Origin of the sequence: Pseudomonas sp. O230 (genome assembly GCF_045447035.1) — a bacterium.
Taxonomy (GTDB): Bacteria; Pseudomonadota; Gammaproteobacteria; order Pseudomonadales; family Pseudomonadaceae; genus Aquipseudomonas.
The window spans coordinates 495,530-519,738 of the sequence record NZ_JBJGXN010000002.1; the positions used below are offsets into that span (position 1 = coordinate 495,530).

The window sequence follows — 24,209 nt, forward strand, 5'->3', positions numbered from 1 at the left end:
CGCCCACCGTGATGCCGCTGGATGGATCAGGCCGGTCTCCGGGCTCATGAGCGGCGTTGGCCTGACTGCGCGCCTTCCCATATCGATGATCGACACAGTGGCTCAAGGCGCAGTCTTCACTCATTTACCGTTGCGGGGGCAGCGCCGGGATCGTGGTTCTTCATTCATCGAATGAACGCACTCACCGGCTTCCCTGTTTCACTCTGTCGACCGACGTCACAGAGCACCTGAAACAAGCCGCGAAGGTTAGAGGGTTGGGGGTGGAGCGTCAATTAAAGCCGGGGCGCCGCTGGGCGAATAACTGCCACTGATCAATAAAATGACGCCAATCTTGTGCCACGCTCTCAGCAGTGATATCAAAGCGCCACAACCTGACAACACAATAACAAGGGTGAGCCACATGCAAGGCATGATCATCAGCAATCCGAAGCTGGAATTCCTGCGCCCGGTGCTGGAGCGCTGGTTTGACTGTATCGACCGCTACAACGCGGTGCGCGGCGACAACGACACGCCTTACTGGTACGACGAAAAAGCCAACCTAGGCTTGCTCTCGGCCGCCGCGTGGATGGCGGAAATGGTCACGCTTCAACAGACACCCACCCGCAAACACAACGAGGAAGGCGAACGCAACGCCCGCGCCGACCTGTTCATTGCCACCAGCGAAGAACGCGCCTACCTTCAAGTCACGCAGCGTTGGCCACGGGTCAACGGCCTGAACCTGACACAGGCCCTGGCCGATATCACCAGCGACGCCAAGCGCATCAGCTACGCCAGCGACCTGAAACTCGGCTGCCTGTTCGTCGCGCCGCAAAAGGCCCAGCACGGCGCCACCCCGGAAGAACTGCAGGACATGGTCGACGACCTGCAAAAGGAACACACCTGCGCTGTCGCCTGGTATTTCCCCTACGCCTACCGCAAGTTGCGCAACGAAGCGGGCAACTATCACCCCGGTATCGCCGTGCTGTTCAAGGAAGCTCGTGGCTGAGTGGTTGAACCATCGCGGGCTTGCGCTTCTCTACTGATCAGGTCACTGCATTTATAGGGAAGATCAGCATGCGCAAGCCCCAGCTCGTTCTCATCATCGCTCTCGCCGGAGGGCTCGCCGCCTGCGGTGAAACATCCAGCCTGCAAGTCTCCGACGGCACCGGCCCGTCACCCAAACTGCCGGAACCGAACAAGACCCTGATCCCGACTGTGAACATCGCCCCGGCGATCGGCTGGCCGGACGGTGTGAAACCTGTGGCCGCTGCGGGAACGCAAGTGGCGGCCTTTGCTGAAAACCTCGATCACCCGCGTTGGCTGTACGTGCTGCCAAACGGCGATGTGCTCGTCGCCGAGACCAATGCGCCACCCAAACCCGACGATGGCAAAGGCGTTAAAGGCTGGGTCATGAAGAAAGTCATGGGCCGCGCCGGTGCGGGCGTCCCGAGTCCGAACCGCATCACGTTGCTGCGCGACAAGGACCACGATGGCATCGCCGAAACCCGCTCGGTGTTTCTGGAAAACCTCAATTCGCCCTTCGGCATGACGCTGGTTGGAAATGACCTGTATGTCGCTGACACGGACCGCTTACTGCGTTTCCACTATGAAGTCGGCGACACGGCTATCAAATCGCAGCCGATCAAAGTGGTCGATCTACCGGGGGGTACGCTGAATCACCACTGGACCAAAAACGTCATCGCCAGCAAGGACGGCAGCAAGCTCTACGTCACGGTGGGCTCCAACAGCAACGTCGCCGAAAACGGCATGGACCAGGAAGTAGGTCGCGCGGCGATCTGGGAAGTGGATCGCGCCACCGGCAACCATCGGATCTTCGCCTCAGGCCTGCGCAATCCCAACGGCATGGCGTGGGAACCGCAGAGCGGCGCGTTGTGGACGGCCGTCAACGAGCGGGATGAAATCGGCAGCGACCTGGTGCCGGACTACATCACCTCGGTCAAGGACGGCGCATTCTATGGCTGGCCGTTCAGTTATTACGGTCAGCACGTCGACTTTCGCGTCGAGCCGCAAAACCCGGACCTGGTGGCCAAGGCTATCGCACCGGACTACGCGGTCGGCCCGCATACCGCATCACTGGGCCTGACGTTTGCTGATGGCAACACGCTGCCAGCGCAATTCAAGGACGGCGCGTTCATTGGCCAGCACGGTTCGTGGAACCGCAAGCCGCACAGTGGTTACAAAGTGATTTTCGTGCCGTTCAGTGCCGGCAAACCGACCGGGCAGCCGGTTGATGTGCTGACCGGGTTCCTCAATAAAGACGAAGATGCCATGGGCCGGCCGGTGGGCGTGGTGATTGATCAACAGGGCGATTTGCTGGTGGCGGATGACGTGGGGAACAAGGTGTGGCGGGTGTCGGCAACTAAATAGCCGCAGCTCCCACAGGGTTCAGCGTTTAGCGCTTGCGGCACAGCGTTAACCCATCGCCCAACGGCAACAGCGACAGATCCACGCGCGAGTCATCCTTCAAGGCGAGATTCAGTGCCTGGATGGCTCGGGTGTCTTCACTCTCGGGATTGCGCTCCAGCACCCGCCCGCTCCACAGGGTGTTATCAAACACCGCCAGACCACCAACGCGCAGCAGACGCAGCGCGTGCTCCAGGTAGGCAGGATAGTTAGCCTTGTCAGCATCAATGAACATCAAATCGAATTGTCCGGGCTGATCCAACTGAGCCAGGGTTTCCAGCGCGGGCGCCAGGCGCAGGTCAACACGATGAGAGACGCCTGCTTCCTGCCAGTAGCGGCGCGCCGTGGCGTTGTAGTCGCCGGGGATATCACAGCAAATCAGCGAGCCGTCATCCGGCAAAGCCGCCGCCATGCACAACGCGCTGTAACCGGTGAAGGTGCCAACTTCCAGCAGGCGCCTGGCGCAGGTGAGTTTCACCAGCAAGGCGAGGAACTGCCCCTGCTCCGGCGCCACCTGCCAGCGCGCCATCGGCAGCGCCTGGGTTTCCTCGCGCAAACGCTTGAGCAGCGGCGTTTCCCTCAGGGAAACGTCGAGCAGGTATTGATACAGGGAATCGTCGAGATTGAGTGTACGTGCGGTCATGACGACCTCTGCGAACTAGGGGTTGCGCGCCAAATGCTCGGGTTGCAGAACACGCTTGGCGCTCAGGTAGGCTTTCTGCCAATACGCCTTGGACAAGCTGTCGAGCTTCACCGTGCCACCCGTGGCTGGCGCATGAACGAAGCGGCCTTCGCCAACGTAGATCCCGGCGTGGCTGACCTGAGAACCGCCATTGGTGGCGAAGAAAATCAGGTCACCGGTTTGCAAACCTTCCTTGCCGACATTGGCTGCCTGCATGCTGATCATCTCGCGCGTGGTGCGCGGCAGGGAAATTCCGGTGACGTCACGGTAGACATAACCGATCAGGCCACTGCAATCGAACCCGGAATCTGGCGTATTGCCGCCCCAGCGATAAGGCGTGCCCACCAGCCCCAACGCGCGAAACAGCACGTCTTCTGCTTCGGGAGAGAAAGCCTGGGAAGAACCGAAAACAATCGGCGCGCGAGCCACCGGCGCAGGTGGCGGCGTGCGGCTGGCGCAGGCGCTGAGCAGCGCGGCGAAAAACATGAGAGCGAGGCGGGCCGACATCGTCATAAGCAGAACATCCTGATCTGGCTGCGGCTTTTTCCACCGGAAAGGCAGAAAAGAAAACCGCCTGCGCAGGACGCAGGCGGTTTGCCATCAATAATAGATCAGGATTCTAGCGGGTACGCGGCAAACTTCAAGTAAGACTTTAAGTTCGCCTTACAAACTGTCCGCCTTCTCTGTTGCAGAGACGTCGTTGTCGCCACTGATGTGGCGACAGGCCAGGCAATTACTTGCGTGCCGTGACCACGGTCGGGGCCATCGCGAGTGCGCGCTTGGCTTCGATGAAGGTCTTGCTCCAGTAGCTGTCGCCCAGGCTATCGACCCGGACACCACCGCTTTTGCGGCTGCTGGAGTGGATGAATTGGTTGTCACCGAGGTAGATCCCGGCGTGACTGACACGACCGCTACGACCATTGGTGGCGAAGAACAGCAGATCACCCGGCTTGAGCGCACTACGAGAAACCAGTGGCGCGTCAACATTGATCATTTCGCGAGTGGAGCGCGGCAGGTTCATGCCGGCCTCTTCACGAAACAGGTAACCGATGAAGCCGCTGCAATCGAAACCGGCTTCGGAGGTGCCGCCGAAACGGTAACGGGTACCGATCAGGGACATGCCACGTTCGAGAATGCTGTCGGCCAGAACAGGAAGCTGGTACGACTTGCCATCGGCGAAGTCAGCCAGTTCTTTGTCGGTGGCCAGCTCTTCCTGGAAAAGAACGGAAGAAGATTGCGCAGTAACTGAATTTCTAACCTGCTGTTGTTGCTCTTGCTGGGACACTGGAGAGTGAGCAGCGCAACCAAACAACAGGGTGACGAGTGCGAGAGGCACGAGGGGTGCGAAGCGATTTAGCATGGGCACGACCGTGGCTGATAGTTGTAAAGAAGCCGAGACTATGCCCGCTATCATCCTCATTTGCAAATTCAATCGAACTTTATGTGACTTTCCGGTTTCGCGTTTCCATCTAAGCGCTTAAGCCCCATTTAGACGCTTGCGCAGCCTGCCCCGTGTAGGAAAGCGGATTTTGTGGCGCCTGAAATATGCCGGAACCCGCGAAAAACCTGGGCTTTACCAGCCCAGCGTTTCTTTCAGGAACGGAATGGTCAGCTTGCGCTGAGCCTGAAGGGAGGCCTGATCGAGACGCTCAAGCAACTCGAACAGCGCGCTCATGCTGCGAGTACCGCGAGTCAAAATAAAATGCCCGACTTCGTCGGTCAGGTGCAGGCCGCGACGGGATGCACGCAGTTGCAAGGCTCGCAATTTGTCTTCGTCGGACAACGGCCGCATCTGGAAGATCAGCGCCAGGGTCAGACGGGACTTGAGGTCCGCCAGCTTCACCGGCAATTCACGCGGCGAGGTCGACGCAGCAATCAGCAAACGCCGACCGCTATCACGCAGACGGTTGAACAGATGGAACAACGCCTCTTCCCAATCCGCGCGCCCGGCAACTGCTTGCAAGTCGTCGAGGCAAACCAGTTCGTATTGTTCGAGGTTATCGAGAATTTCGATGCCGCGATCCAGCAGCTCGGCCAACGGCAGGTACACCGCAGGCTCCCCCAGCTGCTCAAAGCGCAGACAGGCCGCCTGCAGCAAATGCGTACGCCCTACCCCGTCCTTGCCCCAGAGATAAATCAGGCTTTCGGTCCAGCCGGCGTCGGCTTCGCAAAGCCGCTCGACATAGCCGAGTGCAGCGGCATTGGCGCCTGGGTAGTAATTGATAAAGGTAGCGTCATCACGCAGACGCACACCTAGGGGCAGCTGAATCGGTTTCATGCTGACTGAACAGTTCCAAAGGAACCGTTAGTGGCCTCTGTGTAAAGTTTGCGAAGTTTATACCCGTGACGCTGACCGCACAATGCGACAGACCATAAGCAAAATCAAAGGTTTGCGTTATCGCGGTGGTTTTATGGGTGTTTCTTTGGCGGCGTATGTGACAGCCGCGCAAGAGATACGGGCCAGCCTGGCACTGAACCAGGCCGCCCGCGACGGGTCACCAGCGAACCTTAAAGCTCGGGTTCGTCGACGCCACTGTAGATATCAGAATCCTTATACAAATCATGCACATGACGCACCAGCACCATGATCACCGCCGCCACCGGGAGCGCCAGCAGCACGCCGGTAAAACCGAACAGCTCACCCCCGGCCAGAATCGCGAAGATCACCGCCACCGGATGCAGACCGATCCGGTCGCCCACCAGCAATGGCGTCAGCACCATGCCTTCCAGCGCCTGACCGACCATGAACACCGCGACGATACCCACCATCGGGTACAAGTCGCCGCCGAACTGGAACAGACCGGCAATCAATGCCGCGCCGATCCCGATGACAAACCCCATGTACGGCACGATCGCCGCCAAGCCAGCAATTATCCCGATCAGCAGCCCCAGTTCCAGCCCGACCAGCATCAGCCCCGACGCGTAGATCACGCCCAGCGCCACCATCACCAGCAACTGCCCGCGCACGAACGCCCCGAGCACTTCATGGCATTCGCCGGCCAGGATCACCACGCGCTCTTCACGATCACGAGGCAACAGGCTGCGGATCTTGGCCATCATCACATCCCAGTCCCGCAGCAGGTAAAAACTCACCACCGGAATCAGCACCAGATTGGCCAGCCAGCCGATCAACGCAAGGCCCGAAGCGGTCGCCTGACTCAGCACCACGCCGACGATGTCGGTGGTCTGGCCCATATGTTCGCTGATCGCCGCTTTGAGTTTGTCGAATTTCCAGAAGCCATCCGACAACCCGAACTTCGATTGCGCCCACGGCAATGCGGTGTGCTGCAACCAGTCAAGCATCTGTGGCGCCAGCTCATACAAGCGAAACAACTGCTTGGCGAGCATCGGCACCAGCACCAGCAACAACGTGGTGAAAATCAAAGTGAACAGCGCGAACACCGACACCACGCCCCAGGTCCGAGAGAGGCCGGCCTTTTCCAGCCGATCCACCAGCGGGTCGAACAAGTAGGCCAACAGCAGCGCCACCAGGAACGGCGTCAGAATCGGATGCAACAGCCAGATAAACGCGCAGAGCAGAACCACCCCACCCAACCAGAACCAACGCCGCGTATCGGCCATGTACCACTCCATATGCATCTATATAAAGAAAGAAAACCTTACCAACGGAAACGCAACTGCGGCACCGGTGCAGGCGTTGGCGCGACAGCAGGCGCCGAACCCTCCGCCACCGGCTGAACAGCCGCCGTCGGTGCCGACGCCTCACCCGCCGGAACTTCCTGCAACTTCGCCAGCGACAACTGCGAGCGCAACTGCTCGGCGCTGCCGTTGACCCGGTAAAGAATCCGGTCACCGTCAACACTTTGCAGGCGCGCGCCAAAAGGCTCCAGCAAATGCCCGAGCGCGGCATAGTGCTCCAGGTTCATGCCCTGCACTTCCAGCAACTGCTCTCCCGAAGCACCCGGCTTGACCACAAACCGAGGCGCCAGACGCTGACTGACCGCCAGCATCACCGCGTCAGCCACAGCAGCCTGATCTGCGCCCTGCACACTGCCCGCCTCTTTCTGATCGCCCAACCACAAATGCCATTTGGCCTGCCACTGACCGCCCTCTTCCCGGGCATGCACTGCCAGCAGGGCATCGGCGTTGTAACGTTCCGATGCGCCGCGCAGTGGTGCTGCATCCGTACCTTCCAGATTCGGCGCGGTGGCGACCAATTGTTCACTCAAGTCCGCCAAGGGCAGATGCAGCGGCAGCCCACGATGCTGTGCGGCGCGACGTAGCGGCGTGGCAGCGGCCTGGCCATCACCGACCAGGCTCGAACCTTCGGTGGAATCGTTCAACCACCAACCGAGGATCGACGGCCGGTTCGCGCCCCACAGTGACAGTCCGGCACGGCGCAACGCCTGTTCGGTGGAAGCCGGGTCGAAATCGACTTTCAGCACTTCCGGCGGGCCGGCGTCGAAGCCGTACTGACTGATGATCTGCTGCGGGTCCTTGCGGATCGCCGCCAGGCCCGGGCTTTGTGCCGCCTTGGGATCGCCGGTCAGGCGCAACACCAGCGTATCGAGCGCGCGCTGAGTGGCTTGATCACGCTCTTCAGGCGCCTGACTGGTGACAGGCTCGCGCACCTGATAAAGGCCTTTTACGGTTTCGGCTTGGCTAGCCAGACTGACCAGGGACAAACAACCCACAAACAATGATCTGAAAAAACGCATGGAAGATTCCTGACGACAAGAGCGGCTGGAACTGACCGCATGAAGACAATCGAGCAAGACTGTGACCATTGCCCGCCGTAAAACATTCACACGTCCCGGTTAAGTTTTTCGCACTGCCATAACGATAGACGGTTAATCGCGATACCTTATACAGCCAAGCGGGAGGCGACCAACACGGGCAATCACGGTTTTTTTGTATCGATATGCCCCTGCTGTCGGCCTGAGGATGGCCGCTGCCCCTCAAGCCTGATAAAATCGCGCGCCTTCGCAGACCGGCAACAGCCGGGCACCCTGAAATTCGCGCAAGGCACATGCCCTTCGTTTGTTTCGGCGGTCCCACTGGACTCGGTCGTTACCCCTGAATCCCCCCTAAAGGCCTGGATCATGAGCAAGCAACCCTCCCTGAGCTACAAGGACGCCGGTGTAGACATCGACGCCGGTGAAGCATTGGTCGAACGCATCAAGAGCGTCGCCAAGCGCACTGCGCGCCCGGAAGTCATGGGCGGCCTGGGCGGTTTCGGCGCCCTCTGCGAAATCCCGGCCGGCTACAAGCAGCCCGTGCTGGTTTCCGGCACTGACGGCGTCGGCACCAAGCTGCGCCTGGCGCTGAACCTGAACAAACACGACAGCATCGGCATCGACCTGGTGGCCATGTGCGTGAACGACCTGGTGGTCTGCGGCGCCGAGCCGCTGTTCTTCCTCGACTACTACGCCACCGGCAAACTCAACGTCGAAACCGCGACCCAGGTCGTGACCGGTATCGGCGCAGGCTGCGAACTGTCCGGCTGCTCCCTGGTGGGCGGCGAAACCGCTGAAATGCCTGGCATGTACGAAGGCGAAGACTACGACCTGGCCGGTTTCTGCGTCGGCGTCGTGGAAAAATCCGAAATCATCGACGGTTCGAAAGTCGCTGCCGGCGATGCCCTGCTCGCCCTGCCGTCTTCCGGCCCGCACTCCAACGGCTACTCGCTGATCCGCAAGATCATCGAAGTGTCGGGTGCCGACATCGAAAACATCCAGCTCGACGGCAAGCCGCTGACCGACCTGCTGATGGCTCCGACCCGCATCTACGTGAAGCCGCTGCTCAAGCTGATCAAGGACACCGGCGCGGTCAAAGCCATGGCCCACATCACCGGTGGTGGCCTGCTGGACAACATCCCGCGCGTACTGCCAAAAGGCGCTCAAGCCGTGGTTGACGTGGCGAGCTGGACCCGCCCTGCCGTGTTCGACTGGCTGCAAGAGAAAGGCAACGTCGACGAAAACGAAATGCACCGCGTGCTGAACTGCGGCGTTGGCATGGTGATTTGCGTGGCGCAAGAGCACGTTGAAACCGCGCTGAACGTCCTGCGTGAAGCCGGCGAGCAGCCTTGGGTCATCGGTCAGATCGCCACCGCTGCCGAAGGCGCGGCCCAGGTTGAACTGAAGAACCTCAAGGCTCATTGATGTCCCAGACCTGTGATGTGGTGGTGCTGTTGTCCGGCACCGGCAGTAACTTGCAGGCCTTGATCGACAGCACGCGGACCGGCGACAGCCCGGTCCGCATCGCCGCGGTGATTTCCAACCGCGCCGACGCCTACGGCCTGCAACGCGCCAGGCAGTCGGGTATCGACACCCGCTCCCTGGATCACAAGGCGTTCGAAGGCCGCGAAGCCTTCGATGCCGCGCTGATCGAACTGATCGACGCCTTCAATCCCAAACTCGTGGTACTGGCCGGTTTCATGCGCATTCTCAGCGCTGACTTCGTGCGCCACTACGCGGGTCGCCTGCTCAACATACATCCCTCGCTGCTACCCAAATACAAAGGGTTACACACTCATCAGCGCGCGCTGGAGGCCGGCGACACTGAACACGGCTGTTCCGTGCACTTTGTCACCGAGGAACTCGATGGCGGACCACTGGTCGTACAGGCAGTAATACCGGTAGAGTTGCACGATTCGCCGCAAAGTCTGGCGCTGCGAGTTCACACCCAGGAACACCTGATCTACCCGATGGCCGTACGCTGGTTTGCCGAAGGTCGTTTATCACTCGGTGAACAAGGTGCTTTACTGGATGGCAAGTTACTCGCGGCCAGCGGCCACTTGATTCGAACCTAGGAGATTTTATGCGTCGCGCCCTGCTCTTCGCTTGCGCTCTGCTTGCCCTGCCTTTCGCGCAGGCTGCGGAACTTCAACCTTTCTCCGCCAGCTACACCGCCGACTGGAAGCAGTTGCCCATGAGCGGCACCGCCGAGCGCAGCCTCACCAAGGAAGCCAACGGCGTCTGGAAGCTCAGTTTCAAGGCTTCGATGATGATCGCCAGCCTGACCGAAGAAAGCACCCTGACCCTGGACAAGGACACCCTGCTGCCACAGTCCTACCACTTTGAGCGCGGTGGTCTGGGTAAAGCCAAAAAGGCTGACCTGGATTTCGACTGGACCACCAAAATGGTCACTGGCACCGATCGCGGCGACGCAGTCAAGATCCCGCTCAATCGCGGCATGGTCGACAAATCCACCTATCAGCTTGCTCTTCAGCACGACGTGGCTGCCGGCAAGAAAAGCATGAGCTATCAGGTGGTCGATGATGGTGAAGTCGATACGTATGACTTCCGCGTGCTGGGCTCGGAAAAGGTCGACACCAAGGCTGGCCAGATCGACGCGATCAAGGTCGAGCGCGTGCGCGACCCGACACAAAGCAAACGCATCACCGTGCTGTGGTTCGCCAAGGATTGGGATTACCTGCTGGTCCGCCTGCAACAGGTCGAAACCGACGGCAAGGAGTACAACATCATGCTCCTCGACGGCAAGGTCAACGGCAAGTCTGTCAAAGGCAGCTGATCCGGATCGATATGAAAAGCCCCGCTCATGCGGGGTTTTTTTAGCTTTGAAAAAGGCGTAGCGCCTGTAGAAGCGATGCCGGGACTAAACCGAAAACCGCGCCACCATTGAATTCAAATCCACCGCCAATCGCGACAGCTCCTGACTCGCCGCGCTGGTCTGATTCGCGCCCGCCGAAGTCTGCAACGCCAGATCACGAATGTTCATCAGGTTGCGATCCACTTCCCGCGCCACCGCTGCCTGTTCCTCCGAAGCGCTGGCAATCACCAGGTTGCGCTCATTGATCAAGGTGAACGCCGAGGCAATCTCTTCCAGCGCAATGCCGGCGGTCTTCGCCACTTCGAGCGTCAAGCGTGCGCGGGTATTGCTTTGTTGCATCGAGGAGACCGCAGAGTCGGTGCCCTGCTGGATGCCAGCGATCATCTGTTCGATTTCCCGCGTCGATTGCTGAGTCCGGTGCGCCAGAGCTCGCACCTCATCGGCCACCACCGCAAATCCGCGCCCGGCGTCCCCGGCCCGCGCCGCTTCGATCGCTGCGTTCAAGGCCAACAGGTTGGTCTGCTCGGCAATCGAGCGAATCACGTCCAGCACCTTGCTGATGCCATAAACCTTCTGCGCGAGGGCTTCGACCTGAGAGGCATTAGCGGTGACATCGTCGGCGAGGGATTCAATCGACAACACCGTCTGGTTCACCTGCTCGCGGCCATGCTGGGCAATCCGGTCGGATTCACGAGACGCTTCGGACGTGGCCACCGCGTTGCTCGCGACCTCTTCCACTGCCGCGGTCATCTGATTGACCGCCGTCGCCGCCTGATCGATTTCCAGGCTCTGCTGATGCAGACCGCGCGTCGCGTCTTCCGTCACACAACTGAGCTGTTCAGAGGCCGACGCCAATTGGCTGGAGGAATCGGAGATGCGCCGAAGGGTGTCGCGCAAACTCTGCTGCATGCTTTTGAGTGCGTGCAGCAGGCGCGCCGGCTCGTCCTTGCCGCTGATGTGAATGTCGCCGGTCAAATCACCGCTCGCCACCCCTTCAGCCACCCTCAACGATTGCGCGAGGGGCAACACGATGCTGCGCGTCAGCAACAGCGCCAAGGCAATGGTCATCAACGCCGTCACACCAATCATCACGCCCACCCAGACCCTGGAGCTGCTGAACACCGCACGCCCCGCCTCGGTCGCGAGGTTGGCGTTGTGCTTGTTCAGCTCCACCAACTCCTTGAGCGTCACCGCGATGCCATCGGCCAACGGACTCATCTCACCATTAAGGATCGCTGCCGCCTCCTCCACTCGTCCCTCAGCAGAAAGACTCATCAGCTGACTCTGAAATTGCAGATATTGCTGCTCGGAGGTTTTGAAACGGTCGAACAGCACACGTTCCTCAGGCAGTACGATCAGTCGGTCATAGCGTTGCTGCGCTTCGTTGAGCGCACCTTTGAGTTCGTTGAGTTTGCCGACGTTTTGCGCCAACGCCTGCGGATCGCGGTTGATCAACAGGCGCATGGTCAGGGCCCGAAGTCGCAGCATGTCCTGACTCATTTCGCCGACAGCCATCACACTGGGCAGCCAGTTGTCATCGACCTGATCAGACTGAGCGCGCATGTTCGACATCTGCAGCAAGGCAAACGCCCCCAACCCAAACACCATCAGCGCCAGCAAGCCAAAACCCAGGCCCGCACGCGGCGCAATATTGAGACTTCTGATACTCATTGCTCTGGTTCCTTCCAAAAGCGCTGCATCAACCCTGCAGCGGGTTGCTTTAGACGATATCGGTCCAGAGAAAATTTGCGTAAGACGAAAACGAGATATCAAAACGCCCCAACTACTTCGACCACCGGGCGGTAACGATTCAGCCGCCGGACTGCGGCATATCGAGAAAGTGGAACGCGTCGCGGGAGGAATGCTCTATACCTTCAAGATCTTTTTTGATCGAATGACTTTCCCTACTGCCGAGGTTTCTCATGACCGTTACCGTCAATACCGTTTCCGCCGAAGGTTTTCGCCACAGCGTACAAATCGATGATCACGAACTCTTTGCCGATGCGCCGGCCTCGGCGGGCGGCGAAGGCTCGGCGCCGGAGCCGCACGACTACTTCGACGCAGCCCTCGGGGCCTGCAAGGCTCTGACGCTTAAAATGTACGCGAAGAAAAAGGACATTCCGCTGACGGGCGTTGGGGTGGAGGTCAAACGCGACAACAGTGAAGAGCAGAAAGGCAAATATGTCCTTCACGTCAAACTGACGCTCAAGGGTGTGCTCACCGACGCGCAGCGCGACGAACTGCATCGCGTGGCTGATCGATGCCCGGTGCACAAGCTGATGACCACCACTGACGTCAGCATCGAAACCCATCTGTCCGAAGGTGCGTTCAGCCAATAGCGGCAAGGCTCGGGCTAGCGGGTTATGCTCCACGCGTCACCCGCTCAGCCTGGAATGCACCATGAACACTCCGCTCGTGATTCGCCCCCGCGCCGAAGATGTCGAAGGCCAACCGATTTTTCGCCCGCTGCCGTCAGCCAAATGCCGCAGCGTCGGGCCTTTTGTATTTTTCGACCACATGCTGCAAACCCGTTATCCGGCAGGTAAAGGCATGAATATCCGCCAGCACCCGCACATCGGTCTGTCGACCCTTACCTACTTGTTCGAGGGAAAAATCCAGCACAAGGACAGCCTCGGTTCCGATCAGGTGGTGGAGGCCGGCGACGTCAGCTGGATGACTGCCGGCAGCGCCATTGCCCACGTCGAGCGCACGCCCGAGGCCTTGAAGGCCAGCGGTTTCACGATGCACGGTTTGCAGATCTGGCTGGCCTCACCCAAGGATCATGAACAGGGACCGGGGCACTACAGCCATCACCCGGCAGCCACTTTGCCGGTCAGCGATAACCTAGGCGTGAAGATCCGAATGATCGCCGGGTCAGGCTTTTGCCTGGAATCGCCGGTGCCGGTGCTGTCTCCCACGTTGTATGCGGAACTGATACTGCAAACGGCGACGACGTTGCTGATTCCCACCGAGCATGACGAACGGGCGTTGTACGTGTTGAGCGGTGAAGTGCAGCTGGATGGCGAGTCGATAGAACCGCATTCGCTCGTGGTGTTGCCTGCGGGGGAAGAAATGACGCTGTTCGCCGAGAGCGACTGTCATGCGATGTTGTTCGGCGGCGCGCCGCTGGATGGACCGCGACGGATCAACTGGAATTTTGTGGCGAGCGATCCGGCGGCGATTGATGAAGCACGCCGACGCTGGGCGGCCGGGGATTGGCCGACGGTGCCCGGGGAAAGCGAACGAATCGAGCTACCCCTGAAATAGGCCTTCACTGCTCAACCATATCCCGTGTAGGAGCTGGCTGGCCAGCGATGGCGATCATGAGGACGCCATCGCCGGCAAGCCGACTCCTACACGTCCGGTGATTAGCCCTGACTCATGACTCATATCGAGTAAAAGAACCCCGAATAAAAAAACCCGCCGAAGCGGGTTTTTTTTAACAACGCTGTTAAACCGACAGTTCAACCAGCAGCTTGTTGAGACGGCGCACATACGCGGCCGGGTCTTTCAAGCTGTCGCCGGCCGCCAGGGCCGCCTGATCGAAGAGGATGTGCGACAGGTCGCCGAAGCGCTCGTCGCTCTGCTCGTTGTCGAGTTTCTCGATCAGCGGGTGCGCCGGGTTGAATTCGAAGATTGGCTTCGAATCCGGAACCTTCTGCCCGCTGGCTTCGAGGATCTGCCGCATCTGCAGGCCCAGGTCCTGCTCGCCGATGGCGAGAATCGCCGGGGAGTCGGTCAGGCGATGGGAAACCCGCACTTCAGCAACCGAATCGCCCAGTGCAGCTTTCAGACGCTCAACCAGACCTTCCTTGGACTTGGCGACTTCTTCCGCAGCTTTCTTGTCCTCTTCCGAGTCCAGATTGCCGAGGTCCAGGTCACCGCGCGCCACGTCGACAAAGCTCTTGCCGTCGAAGTCGCTGAGGTAGCTCATCAGCCACTCGTCGATACGATCGGTCAGCAGCAGCACTTCGATGCCTTTCTTGCGGAAGACTTCCAGGTGCGGGCTGTTTTTGACTTGCGCGTAGGTTTCGCCGGTCAGGTAGTAGATCTTGTCCTGACCTTCCTTGGCACGGGCCAGGTAGTCAGCCAGACCGACCACTTGCTCGCCTTCTTCGCCCTGAGTGGAGGCGAAACGCAGCAGGCCAGCGATTTTCTCTTTGTTTGCAAAGTCTTCTGCCGGGCCTTCTTTCATGACCTGGCCGAAGTTTTTCCAGAAGCCTTTGTATTGCTCAGGCTCGTTCTTCGCCAGTTTTTCCAGCATGTCCAGCACACGCTTGGTCAGCGCCGACTTCATGGAGTCGATGATCGGGTCTTTCTGCAGGATTTCCCGCGACACGTTCAGCGACAGGTCGTTGGAATCGACTACGCCTTTGATAAAGCGCAGGTACAGCGGCAGGAACGACTCGGCCTGGTCCATGACGAACACACGCTGCACATAAAGCTTCAGGCCTTTCGGCGCTTCGCGCTGGTACAGGTCGAACGGTGCACGGGTCGGTACGTAGAGCAGCGAGCTGTATTCGAGCTTGCCTTCGACCTTGTTGTGGCTCCAGCTCAGCGGATTTTCGTAGTCGTGAGCGATGTGTTTGTAGAACTCCTGGTATTCCTCGTCCTTGATCTCGGTGCGAGGACGGGTCCACAGGGCGCTGGCGCGGTTGACGGTTTCCCATTCAACGGCTGGCTTCTCTTCGCCTTCAACGGCTGCCACTTCTTTCGGCAACTCGATCGGCAAAGCGATGTGGTCGGAGTACTTCTTGATGATGTTGCGCAGACGCCAGCCATCGGCGAACTCGTCTTCAGCGGATTTCAGATGCAGAACGATGCGGGTGCCGCGCTCGGCTTTCTCGACGGTGGCAACTTCAAAATCGCCTTCGCCCTTGGACGACCAATGCACGCCTTCGCTGGCGGCAGCACCGGCACGACGGCTGAATACGTCAACTTTGTCGGCGACGATGAAGGCAGAGTAGAAACCCACGCCGAACTGACCGATCAGGTGCGAATCTTTTTTCTGATCGCCGGACAGGTGTTTCATGAAATCGGCGGTGCCGGATTTGGCGATGGTGCCCAGGTGGGTGATCGCGTCTTCACGGCTCATGCCGATACCGTTGTCTTCGAGGGTGACGGTTTTAGCGTCCTTGTCGAAGCTCACGCGGATTTTCAGTTCGGCGCCACCTTCCAGTAACTCTGGCTTGGACAGGGCTTCGAAACGTAATTTGTCGACAGCGTCAGAGGCGTTCGAGATCAATTCGCGAAGGAAAATTTCCTTGTTGGAATACAGCGAATGGATCATGAGGTGCAGCAGCTGCTTCACCTCGGTCTGGAAGCCCAGGGTTTCCTTTTGAGTTTCCACACTCATGGTCATCAAACTCCAATCAGATGGCAGTGGCCGCGACCTAAAGGGTCGACGGCGGGTTGTCATCAAAGTTGGGGGCTCGGATCAGGATTTCAAGGGCTCATCGATTTTGAAGTGCGCGCGAGCCGTGGCGATAGGCTCGGCCTCGGTGCTTTGCCAGGCGGTCACCGCCACGTTGGCGACACGCCGTCCCTGACGGCACACCTGGCAGCGAGCCCACGTATCGCGAAACTGCCCGGCGCGCAGGTAGTCGAGAGAAAAATCGATGATCTTCGGCACACCCGGCGAGCCGGTAAAAACCAGCAGGTGCAAGGCGGCTGCCAGCTCCATGAACCCGGCAATCACGCCGCCGTGAATCGCCGGCAGTAAAGGGTTACCAATGTTGTCCTTGTTGGCCGGCAGGCGAAACAGCAGATCATCGCCAACCCGCGAGCACTCGACACCGATCAACTTGGCGTAGGGAATAAGGTGCAATAACGAGGCATAGTCGCCCAGCTCATGGGCCTGTTGCAGTTGTTCCTTGAAGTTGTCAGTCATTTCGCATCTCCGGCGATGACACCACCAAACCCTTTGGTGCCTTTGACGCCTTTGCCCATGCGCATGAATGTGCCGACAACGTGGGCGATGGGGTGTTCGGGATCGTCCTGATAGGCAAAGCCACGGGCGAAGATCACGTCGGTGGTGACCCGGTAGCACTGGGCAAAACCATAGACATCCTTATGCGGCTCGGCGGCGTGCATATAGTCGATGCGCAAATCGAGGGTCGGGCAGACTTCGAATTCGGGCAGCACACACAGGGTCGACATGCCGCACGCAGTGTCCATCAGGGAGGTCAATGCCCCGCCATGGATCACGCCGGTCTGTGGATTGCCGACAATCTGCGGGCTGTACGGCAGGATGACCGTCAGTCCATCGCTGCTGGCGCTGTGAACGCGCAAACCAAGTACCTGACAATGCCTGAGCGCCGAAAGAAATCGCGTCGCACGCTCAAAAATGGGGTTTTCGGCCATGTGATAAACACTCTTCTTAACATTCGGAAATTGTATTGGGCGTATGCGTAAAAGTTCCCATGGGAATAATCTTATATATCTGAACGAATTGAGGAACTTAACCCTGACGGGCACGCTCGAAAGGCCAGTAGATATTTTCCATAAGGAGAAACACCCCATGCGTAAAACTTTAGCTATTGCCTTGATGTTGACCGCTTCCCTCGGTCTCGCTGCCTGCGATAAAAAATCCGAGGACAAAGCTCAAGATGCTAACCAACATGCTGAGCAAGCTCAGCAAGACATGAACAAAGCTCAGGATAAAGTGAACGACGCAGCGAAAGAAAACGCCGAAGCTGCCAAAGCTCAGGCTGAATCGAACGAAGCCGCTGCAAAAGAAGCACCTAAAAACTAAAACAGTTTTTAGCGTGATAAAGAAAACCCGCCTAATGCGGGTTTTCTTTTGCCTGTCATTTACCCAGTTAGAGCAAAATAGTTCTAAAAGTCGGACTAATCATCAGTAGCAACGAACACACTAATCCGACAATCCACACCAGACTCCGCTGCCACGCCAGATCGCCCCAATAACACGATAAGTAAATGACGCGCGTCACCACAAAGATGATTGCCAGCGTATCAATCAGCCACCCCGCCGTTTGCGTGGTGTGCGCCATCAACACCCCCACCGCAAACAATATAAACGCCTCAAAACAATTCTGATGAGCCGCCACTGCCCGGGCGCCGAACCCCGTGAGTTGTGCCTGCTGCTGTCGGGGCAGGTGATTGTTGTAACCGCCCTGCTCTTTCATGGCCCTGGCCACCGGCATACGCGCCACGTAGATCAGCAAGGCACTGATAAACACACACCAGAACGGAATACTCATCAAGCGGCCTCTTTGTTCACCTCAGGCAATGGCGCCTCTGTAGGGGTATAGACCATCACGTCGAGAACGTCGGAATGAAACTCCCGGCGATACAGCACCAGCACCACGCCAGCACTCATCAACATGAACAACCAGGGGCTAACGAACCACGCCAGCATGGTCATGCCGAAGTAATAGGAACGCAGGCCGAAGTTGAACTGGTTGGCGGCCATGGAAATGACACGCGCCGCCCGGGCCGCAAAGGCTTTGCGCTCCTGCTCCGAAACATGGCGCTCCCCGACCATGGGCGCCGAACCGATCAGAATGGCCGCGAAGTTGTATTGGCGCATGCACCAGCTGAAGGTAAAGAACGCATACACAAACACCAGCGCCAGGCACAGCAACTTGATCTCCGACATCCCTTGGGAAGCCTGTTGCACCATCGGGATGTCTGCCAGCAGTGACACCGCCCGTTCCGACGCGCCCAGCACGGTGAGAATACCGGCCAGGATAATCAGCGTGCTGGAGGCGAAGAACGAAGCGTTGCGCTCCAGATTGCCGACCACACTGGCGTCGGCAATGCGGTTGTCGCGCAGCAGCATGCGGCGCATCCAGTCTTCGCGGTACAGGTGCAACACACTGGCCAGGCACGCGGTGTCGCGGCCCTTCCATGTCGCATAACGGGTGTAGCCACCCCAGCAGATGACAAACCAGACGGCGGCGAGAATGTGGATCAGGTTGGCGTGGATGAACGACATGCAGGTCCTTGTGAATGTGTTTGCGACGGTAGAACTGTAGGAGAGAGCTTGCTTCTACAAGATAGTGCTTCGACGTTAGCTCACGGGAAAAGACACTGCCTCACGCGCATAAAAAATGCCCCGTATCGATTGATACGGGGCATTTCTGTTGTAGCCCAAGGCACGCTTGTGGCGAGCCATGAATCAGCTTAGGCCAGCACTTCTTCGCGCTTGCCCAGCAGGCGATCGCAAACCACCGCGACCACCAGGGTCATGACCGACGGCACCAGCCACGCCAGGCCTTGCTCGCTCAACGGCAAGTGTGCCAATTGCGTCGGCATCCAGTCCGCCAGGCCCGCGCCATTGAGCGCGTCAATCAGGCCGAAGATGAACGACACCAGCATCACCGGACCGACAATGCGCCCCTGCTCATGCCAGAAGTCCTTGCAGAAGCTCAGGGCTACCAGCGCGATGCACGGCGGGTAGATCGCAGTCAGCACCGGGATCGAGAACGCAATCAGCTTGGTCAGGCCCAGGTTGGACACCAGCAAGGAGAACGCGGCGAGGATGATGACCAAAGTCTTGTAGGACAGTGGCAGCACACGGCTGAAGTATTCGGCGCAGGCACACGTCAGACCGACCGCCGTGACCAGGCAGGCCAACGAAATCAACACCGCGAGGAAACCGCTGCCCAAGGAACCGAAGGTGTGTTGAACGTAAGCGTGCAGCACCGCCGCGCCGTTGGTCGCACCAGCAGCCACTTCATGGCTGCCCGAACCGAGGCGGAACAGGCTGACATACACCAGCGCCAGACCAACGCCGGCGATCAGCCCGGCAATGATCGCGTAACGGGTGATCAACACCGGCGATTCGACACCGCGGGAACGGATGGCGTTGACGATCACGATGCCGAACACCAGCGCACCCAGGGTATCCATGGTCAGATATCCGTTGATGAAGCCCTGGGAAAACGGTGCCGCGACATACTCGGGCGTCGCCACGCCGATGTCACCGGCCGGCAGCGCGAACGCGGCGATGCCGAGTGCCGCCAGGGCGATGATCTTCAGCGGTGCGAGGAAACGTCCTACGGTATCCAGCAAACGCCCCGGGTAGAGCGAGATAAAGAACACCAGCAGGAAGTACACCGAGCTGTAGAGGAACAGCGCCAGCGGGCTTTCCCCGGTCAGTGGCGCCAGGCCCACTTCAAACGAGACGGTCGCGGTGCGCGGCGTCGCGAACAGCGGGCCGACGGCGAGGTAGCACGCGGCGGCCAGCAAGCCACCAGCAACTTTGCCGATCGGGCTGCTCAAGGCATCCATGGCGCCTCCGACCTTGGCCAGGGCAACCACGGTGATCACCGGCAGACCCACCGCGGTGATCAGAAAGCCCAGCGCCGCCATCCAGACATGGGGCCCGGACTGCAAACCGACGATAGGCGGGAAGATGATGTTGCCAGCCCCGACGAACAGAGCAAACGTCATAAAACCAAGTGCCAGGATGTCCTGGCCTTTCAACACTTTCATTAAGGAAATACCACACTACTGAATCGGAATTTAGAGAGGGATTTCCCTTATGGGTGAGGGAAATGCTGTCGACCCGCATAGGACCGACCCTTTAGCGCGAAGCTTCCTTGTGGGATGCGGACGCAAAAATGGCGGCTAGCCTAACGAATTTGAGCGACAAACGCACTGTTAGGGGGCGAACTATCCGATCTGCGACATTTTTGTGTCGCGTTTTCATACGCAATGTTCATACACCGCGGCTCTTGTAGGAGCCAGCTCGCTGGCGAAGGCACCGAGCCTTATGCACCGAGTCGCCTGAATCGCCGGCAAGCCGGCTCCTACAGAGTCAGAAACGACAAAGGCCACCCGAAGGCGGCCTTTGTTTGGTGAAGCGTCAGCTAAGCGCGAGGCTTACTTGACAGCCCAACCGGTCAGCTCGGACAAAGCCTTGCCGATGTCTGCCAGCGAACGCACGGTTTTAACGCCTGCGTCTTCCAGGGCAGCAAACTTCTCGTCTGCAGTGCCTTTGCCGCCAGAGATGATTGCGCCAGCATGGCCCATGCGCTTGCCCGCAGGGGCAGTCACACCAGCGATGTAGGAAACAACCGGCTTGGTCACGTGTGCCTTGATGTAGGCAGCCGCTTCTTCTTCAGCCGAACCGCCGATCTCGCCGATCATAACGATCGCTTCGGTCTTCGGGTCTTCCTGGAACAGCTTCAGGATGTCGATGAAGTTCGAACCCGGGATCGGGTCACCGCCGATGCCGACGCAGGTCGACTGACCGAAACCGGCGTCAGTCGTCTGCTTAACAGCTTCGTAGGTCAGGGTGCCGGAACGGGAAACGATACCGACCTTGCCTGGCAAGTGAATGTGACCTGGCATGATGCCGATCTTGCATTCGCCTGGAGTGATCACGCCTGGGCAGTTAGGACCGATCAGGACTACGCCCAGTTCGTCGCACTTGACCTTGGCATCCAGCATATCCAGGGTAGGAATGCCTTCAGTGATGCAAACGATCAGCTTGATGCCGCCGAATGCTGCTTCCAGGATGGAGTCTTTGCAGAAAGGAGCTGGAACGTAGATCACGCTGGCGGTGGCGCCAGTGGCAGCTACAGCATCTTTCACGGTGTTGAACACTGGCAGACCCAGGTGCTCGGTGCCGCCTTTGCCTGGAGTTACGCCACCAACCATCTTGGTGCCGTACTCGATGGCTTGCTGGGTGTGGAAACTACCTTGCGAACCGGTAATACCCTGGCAGATAACTTTGGTGTCTTTATTGATCAGGACGCTCATTATTTGCCCTCCGCAGCTTTAACGACTTGTTGAGCAGCGTCGGTCAGGCTGGTAGCAGCGATGATGTTCAAACCGCTTTCTGCCAGTACTTTAGCGCCCAGCTCAGCGTTGTTGCCTTCAAGGCGAACAACAACCGGGATTTTCACGCCGACTTCTTTCACTGCGCCGATGATGCCTTCGGCAATCATGTCGCAACGAACGATGCCACCGAAGATGTTGACCAGTACTGCAGCGACGTTAGTGTCGGACAGGATGATCTTGAATGCTTCGGTAACGCGTTCTTTGGTAGCACCGCCGCCCACGTCGAGGAAGTTGGCTGGTTTACCGCCATGCAGGTTGACGATGTCCATGGTACCCATGGCCAGGCCAGCACCGTTGACCATGCAACCGATGTTGCCTTCCAATGCTACGTAGTTCAGTTCGAACTTGGCAGCGTGCGCTTCGCGCGGATCGTCTTGCGACGGATCGTGGAAAGTCTTCAGCTTAGGCTGACGGTACATGGCGTTGGCGTCGATGTTGATCTTGGCATCGAGGCAATGCAGATCGCCGTCAGCCTTGATCACCAGCGGGTTCACTTCCAGCAGAGCCAGGTCGTGATCCTTGAACAGCTTGGCCAGACCTACGAAGATCTTGGCAAACTGAGCAACTTGCTTGCCTTCCAGACCCAACTGGAATGCCAGTTCGCGACCCTGGAATGGCTGAGCGCCAACCAGTGGATCGATAGTGGCCTTGAGGATTTTCTCAGGGGTATCGTGAGCGATTTTCTCGATGTCCACGCCACCTTCGGTGGAAGCCATGAACACGATGCGACGGCTCGAACGGTCAACGACAGCGCCCAGGTACAGCTCTTTAGCGATATCAGTGCACGATTCAACCAGGATCTTGGTGACTGGCTGACCATTGGCGTCAGTCTGGTAAGTCACCAGACGCTTGCCCAGCCACTGCTGTGCGAAGGCTTTGGCGTCTTCTTTGCTGCGAACCAGCTTTACGCCGCCCGCTTTACCGCGACCACCAGCGTGGACCTGAGCTTTGACAACCCACTCGGTGCCGCCGATTTTGTCGCAAGCTTCTGCTGCTGCTTCCGGGGTGTCTACCGCATAACCGGTGGAAACTGGCAGGCCGTACTCAGCGAACAGCTGCTTACCCTGATACTCGTGAAGATTCATGCTTATTACCGTCTTCGTTAGGTACTGCGCATTCGGTGCTGCACTCGTTCAAGTGCCGCACCACCTGTGACTGCTGCTTGCGTAGCCTTTCCGGACAACCGGTGCAGCTACGCAAGACTGCGTCCAGCGGATATTCCGCGGTGAGTCTTGCACGCAAGGCTCACGACGGGCCATACCGCCGTGGTTTCTTATTGTCTTAACGCTTCTTGCGGTTGGCAATGTGAATGGCGCCGCCATTCACTGCCAGAGCTGCTTCGTGCAAGGCTTCAGACAGGGTCGGATGGGAGAAAACCATCATGCCCAGGTCTTCAGCGCTGGTGCCGAATTCCATGCCGATCGCGCCCTGCTGGACCAGTTCTGCAGCGCTCGGGCCAATCACGTGGACGCCCAATACGCGGTCAGTCTTGGCATCGGCAATGACTTTCACGAAACCGCCGGTGTCGTTGGCTGCCATGGCACGGCCACTGGCTGCGAACGGGAAGGTGCCGACGTTAACTTCAACGCCTTCAGCCTTCAAGGTCTGCTCGGTTTTGCCAACCCACGCGATTTCCGGGTGAGTATAAATAACCGAAGGGATCAGGTCATAGTTGATTTGCGCTTTGTGGCCCTTGATGCGCTCAACGACCATGATGCCTTCTTCGGACGCCTTGTGCGCCAGCATCATGCCGCGAACCACGTCACCGATTGCGAAAACGCCCGGTACGCTGGTGGCGCACTGGTCGTCAACGAATACGAAACCGCGCTCGTCGATGGTCACACCGCTGTCGGCAGCCAACAGCTCGGTGGTCACTGGACGGCGACCAACGGCAACGATCAGTTTGTCGAAGGTGATGCTCTGTTCGCCGTTGGCATCGGTGTAGTTCACAACGACTTCGTCGCCGTTCACTTTGGAACCGGTGACGCGAGCGCCCAGCTTGATGTCCAGACCTTGTTTGGTCAGGGTTTTGTAGGCTTCTTTGGAAACCGCGTCGTCAGCGGCAGGCAGGAACTTCTCCAGCGCTTCCAGAACAACGACTTCAGCGCCCAGGCGCGACCATACCGAACCCAGTTCCAGACCGATTACGCCAGCGCCGATAACGCCCAGACGTTTTGGAACCGACTGGAATTCCAGTGCGCCAGTCGAATCGACGATCACGTTCTGGTCAACCGGAGCCGGTGGAATGTCGATCGGACGCGAGCCCGAAGCCAGAATCACGTTCTCGGCTTCGATGATTTCAACGCTGCCGTCTGGCTTGGTCAGTTCAACTTTCTTGCCGGCCAGCAATTTGCCGTGGCCTTGCAGGGAAGTGACGCCGTTCGCCTTGAACAGGGTGGCAACGCCAGAGGTCAGGCCTTTGACGATGTTGGCTTTACGGCCAACCATTGCCGCCACGTCCATGGTTACGCCAGCGTGATTGATACCGTGGATCGCGAAGCCTTCTTTGGCTTCCTTGTATTTCCAGGAGCTGTCCAGCAGTGCCTTGGATGGAATGCAGCCGACGTTCAGGCAAGTACCGCCGAGGGCCAGTTTGCCTTCCTTGTCGGTGTATTTCTCGATGCAGGCAGTGGTGAGGCCCAGTTGCGCTGCTTTAATGGCAGCCACGTAGCCGCCAGGGCCCGCGCCAATCACTACCACGTCGAATTTCTGAGTCATGTGTCATTCCTTCTCGAATCAAACCGGACGGTCCCTTTTGGGGACCGTCGTGGGACGA

General features: G+C 58.8%; 24 protein-coding genes and 1 riboswitch. Of the genes, 8 read left to right on the top strand and 16 right to left on the bottom strand.

What is annotated here, in order from left to right; translation table 11 throughout:
• Nucleotides 1-11: 11 nt before the first annotated feature.
• A riboswitch (cobalamin riboswitch) is annotated at nt 12-246 on the bottom strand.
• Nucleotides 247-400: 154 nt separating this feature from the next.
• Together ACI77H_RS05595 and ACI77H_RS05600 are read left to right on the top strand one after the other, a co-directional pair.
• On the top strand, nt 401-985 hold the full coding sequence (locus tag ACI77H_RS05595) for a hypothetical protein (RefSeq protein WP_407010820.1): 585 nt from the start codon (nt 401-403) through the stop codon (nt 983-985).
• Nucleotides 986-1,053: 68 nt separating this feature from the next.
• A complete protein-coding gene (locus ACI77H_RS05600; RefSeq protein ID WP_407010822.1) occupies nt 1,054-2,367 on the top strand; it encodes a PQQ-dependent sugar dehydrogenase in 1,314 nt (437 codons plus the stop codon).
• A 25-nt stretch (nt 2,368-2,392) separates the two neighbouring features.
• Here ACI77H_RS05600 and ACI77H_RS05605 read toward each other — a convergent pair whose 3' ends face one another.
• The 6 genes from ACI77H_RS05605 to ACI77H_RS05630 all read right to left on the bottom strand — a co-directional run bounded on the left by ACI77H_RS05605 (nt 2,393) and on the right by ACI77H_RS05630 (nt 7,764).
• Entirely contained in the window at nt 2,393-3,046 is a 654-nt protein-coding gene (locus ACI77H_RS05605; protein ID WP_407010824.1) for an O-methyltransferase, read from the bottom strand.
• Between the two features lie 15 nt (nt 3,047-3,061).
• On the bottom strand, nt 3,062-3,598 hold the full coding sequence (locus ACI77H_RS05610) for a C40 family peptidase (protein ID WP_407010826.1): 537 nt from the start codon (nt 3,596-3,598) through the stop codon (nt 3,062-3,064).
• Between the two features lie 220 nt (nt 3,599-3,818).
• Nucleotides 3,819-4,445 (bottom strand): C40 family peptidase, encoded by a 627-nt coding sequence (locus ACI77H_RS05615; protein WP_407010828.1) that lies wholly within the window; start codon nt 4,443-4,445, stop codon nt 3,819-3,821.
• A 213-nt stretch (nt 4,446-4,658) separates the two neighbouring features.
• A complete protein-coding gene (hda, locus tag ACI77H_RS05620) occupies nt 4,659-5,363 on the bottom strand; it encodes a DnaA regulatory inactivator Hda (RefSeq protein ID WP_008033543.1) in 705 nt (234 codons plus the stop codon).
• 230 nt (nt 5,364-5,593) lie between these two features.
• Complete coding sequence (locus tag ACI77H_RS05625) at nt 5,594-6,667, bottom strand: AI-2E family transporter (protein ID WP_407010830.1); 1,074 nt, start codon at nt 6,665-6,667, stop codon at nt 5,594-5,596.
• A 38-nt stretch (nt 6,668-6,705) separates the two neighbouring features.
• Entirely contained in the window at nt 6,706-7,764 is a 1,059-nt protein-coding gene (locus ACI77H_RS05630) for a DUF2066 domain-containing protein (protein ID WP_407010832.1), read from the bottom strand.
• A gap of 384 nt (nt 7,765-8,148) precedes the next feature.
• Here ACI77H_RS05630 and purM point away from each other — a divergent pair, with 384 nt between their 5' ends.
• Genes purM through ACI77H_RS05645 form a run of 3 tightly spaced genes read left to right on the top strand, consistent with a single transcriptional unit; the run spans nt 8,149 to nt 10,579 of the window.
• Nucleotides 8,149-9,207, top strand: coding sequence for a phosphoribosylformylglycinamidine cyclo-ligase (gene purM / locus ACI77H_RS05635; RefSeq protein ID WP_010456810.1), 1,059 nt, complete (start codon nt 8,149-8,151; stop codon nt 9,205-9,207).
• Nucleotides 9,207-9,857 (top strand): phosphoribosylglycinamide formyltransferase, encoded by a 651-nt coding sequence (gene purN / locus ACI77H_RS05640; RefSeq protein WP_407010834.1) that lies wholly within the window; start codon nt 9,207-9,209, stop codon nt 9,855-9,857. The genes purM and purN overlap by 1 nt, the downstream gene beginning before the upstream one ends.
• A gap of 8 nt (nt 9,858-9,865) precedes the next feature.
• Complete coding sequence (locus tag ACI77H_RS05645; RefSeq protein WP_407010836.1) at nt 9,866-10,579, top strand: DUF3108 domain-containing protein; 714 nt, start codon at nt 9,866-9,868, stop codon at nt 10,577-10,579.
• Between the two features lie 84 nt (nt 10,580-10,663).
• Here ACI77H_RS05645 and ACI77H_RS05650 read toward each other — a convergent pair whose 3' ends face one another.
• The gene (locus ACI77H_RS05650) at nt 10,664-12,289 is read right to left on the bottom strand and encodes a methyl-accepting chemotaxis protein (protein WP_407010838.1); all 1,626 of its coding nucleotides are present in this window, start codon (nt 12,287-12,289) and stop codon (nt 10,664-10,666) included.
• A gap of 251 nt (nt 12,290-12,540) precedes the next feature.
• Here ACI77H_RS05650 and ACI77H_RS05655 point away from each other — a divergent pair, with 251 nt between their 5' ends.
• Together ACI77H_RS05655 and ACI77H_RS05660 are read left to right on the top strand one after the other, a co-directional pair.
• Nucleotides 12,541-12,957: an OsmC family protein gene (locus ACI77H_RS05655; RefSeq protein WP_407010840.1), complete on the top strand. Its 417-nt coding sequence runs from the start codon at nt 12,541-12,543 to the stop codon at nt 12,955-12,957.
• A gap of 61 nt (nt 12,958-13,018) precedes the next feature.
• Nucleotides 13,019-13,885 (top strand): pirin family protein, encoded by an 867-nt coding sequence (locus ACI77H_RS05660; protein WP_407010842.1) that lies wholly within the window; start codon nt 13,019-13,021, stop codon nt 13,883-13,885.
• A 184-nt stretch (nt 13,886-14,069) separates the two neighbouring features.
• On the opposite strand, the gene htpG is transcribed toward ACI77H_RS05660, so the two are convergent.
• The 3 genes from htpG to ACI77H_RS05675 form a co-directional block, all read right to left on the bottom strand.
• On the bottom strand, nt 14,070-15,974 hold the full coding sequence (gene htpG / locus ACI77H_RS05665) for a molecular chaperone HtpG (protein WP_407010843.1): 1,905 nt from the start codon (nt 15,972-15,974) through the stop codon (nt 14,070-14,072).
• 81 nt (nt 15,975-16,055) lie between these two features.
• Nucleotides 16,056-16,508, bottom strand: coding sequence for a PaaI family thioesterase (locus tag ACI77H_RS05670; protein WP_407010845.1), 453 nt, complete (start codon nt 16,506-16,508; stop codon nt 16,056-16,058).
• On the bottom strand, nt 16,505-16,981 hold the full coding sequence (locus ACI77H_RS05675; protein ID WP_407010847.1) for a PaaI family thioesterase: 477 nt from the start codon (nt 16,979-16,981) through the stop codon (nt 16,505-16,507). Before ACI77H_RS05675 ends, ACI77H_RS05670 begins: the two co-directional genes overlap by 4 nt.
• A 157-nt stretch (nt 16,982-17,138) precedes the next feature.
• Between ACI77H_RS05675 and ACI77H_RS05680 the strand changes: the two genes are divergently transcribed.
• Nucleotides 17,139-17,372 (top strand): hypothetical protein, encoded by a 234-nt coding sequence (locus ACI77H_RS05680; RefSeq protein WP_064679026.1) that lies wholly within the window; start codon nt 17,139-17,141, stop codon nt 17,370-17,372.
• A 67-nt stretch (nt 17,373-17,439) separates the two neighbouring features.
• Here ACI77H_RS05680 and ACI77H_RS05685 read toward each other — a convergent pair whose 3' ends face one another.
• The 6 genes from ACI77H_RS05685 to lpdA all read right to left on the bottom strand — a co-directional run bounded on the left by ACI77H_RS05685 (nt 17,440) and on the right by lpdA (nt 24,151).
• Nucleotides 17,440-17,841 (bottom strand): MAPEG family protein, encoded by a 402-nt coding sequence (locus tag ACI77H_RS05685; RefSeq protein WP_407010849.1) that lies wholly within the window; start codon nt 17,839-17,841, stop codon nt 17,440-17,442.
• The gene (locus ACI77H_RS05690) at nt 17,841-18,578 is read right to left on the bottom strand and encodes a DUF599 domain-containing protein (protein ID WP_407010851.1); all 738 of its coding nucleotides are present in this window, start codon (nt 18,576-18,578) and stop codon (nt 17,841-17,843) included. Before ACI77H_RS05690 ends, ACI77H_RS05685 begins: the two co-directional genes overlap by 1 nt.
• Before the next feature lie 188 nt (nt 18,579-18,766).
• Entirely contained in the window at nt 18,767-20,080 is a 1,314-nt protein-coding gene (brnQ, locus tag ACI77H_RS05695; RefSeq protein ID WP_407010853.1) for a branched-chain amino acid transport system II carrier protein, read from the bottom strand.
• A gap of 390 nt (nt 20,081-20,470) precedes the next feature.
• A complete protein-coding gene (sucD, locus tag ACI77H_RS05700) occupies nt 20,471-21,352 on the bottom strand; it encodes a succinate--CoA ligase subunit alpha (protein WP_003210566.1) in 882 nt (293 codons plus the stop codon).
• The gene (gene sucC / locus ACI77H_RS05705) at nt 21,352-22,518 is read right to left on the bottom strand and encodes an ADP-forming succinate--CoA ligase subunit beta (RefSeq protein ID WP_007898980.1); all 1,167 of its coding nucleotides are present in this window, start codon (nt 22,516-22,518) and stop codon (nt 21,352-21,354) included. The genes sucD and sucC overlap by 1 nt, the downstream gene beginning before the upstream one ends.
• 196 nt (nt 22,519-22,714) lie before the next feature.
• Entirely contained in the window at nt 22,715-24,151 is a 1,437-nt protein-coding gene (gene lpdA, locus ACI77H_RS05710; protein ID WP_407010856.1) for a dihydrolipoyl dehydrogenase, read from the bottom strand.
• Nucleotides 24,152-24,209: the final 58 nt, after the last annotated feature.